The organism is Fictibacillus nanhaiensis (genome assembly GCF_023715445.1).
GTDB lineage: Bacteria > Bacillota > Bacilli > Bacillales > Fictibacillaceae > Fictibacillus > Fictibacillus nanhaiensis_D.
Genome location: NZ_JAMBOD010000065.1, coordinates 1 through 255, shown reverse-complemented (window position 1 = coordinate 255; position 255 = coordinate 1). Strand labels below are relative to the sequence as shown.

Annotated in this window: 1 rRNA gene; it reads left to right on the top strand. The window is 54.9% G+C overall.

Annotated features, from left to right (window positions below):
• A 23S ribosomal RNA gene (locus tag M3196_RS21870) occupies positions 1–255 on the top strand; the annotation flags it as partial.

Below are 255 nucleotides of genomic sequence, written 5' to 3'. Positions count from 1 at the left end.
GGCGGGACACGTGAAACCCCGTCGGAATCCGGGAGGACCATCTCCCAAGGCTAAATACTCCCTAGTGACCGATAGTGAACCAGTACCGTGAGGGAAAGGTGAAAAGCACCCCGGAAGGGGAGTGAAATAGATCCTGAAACCGTGTGCCTACAAGTAGTCGGAGCCCATTAACGGGTGACGGCGTGCCTTTTGTAGAATGAACCGGCGAGTTACGATCCCGTGCAAGGTTAAGTTGAAAAGACGGAGCCGCAGCGA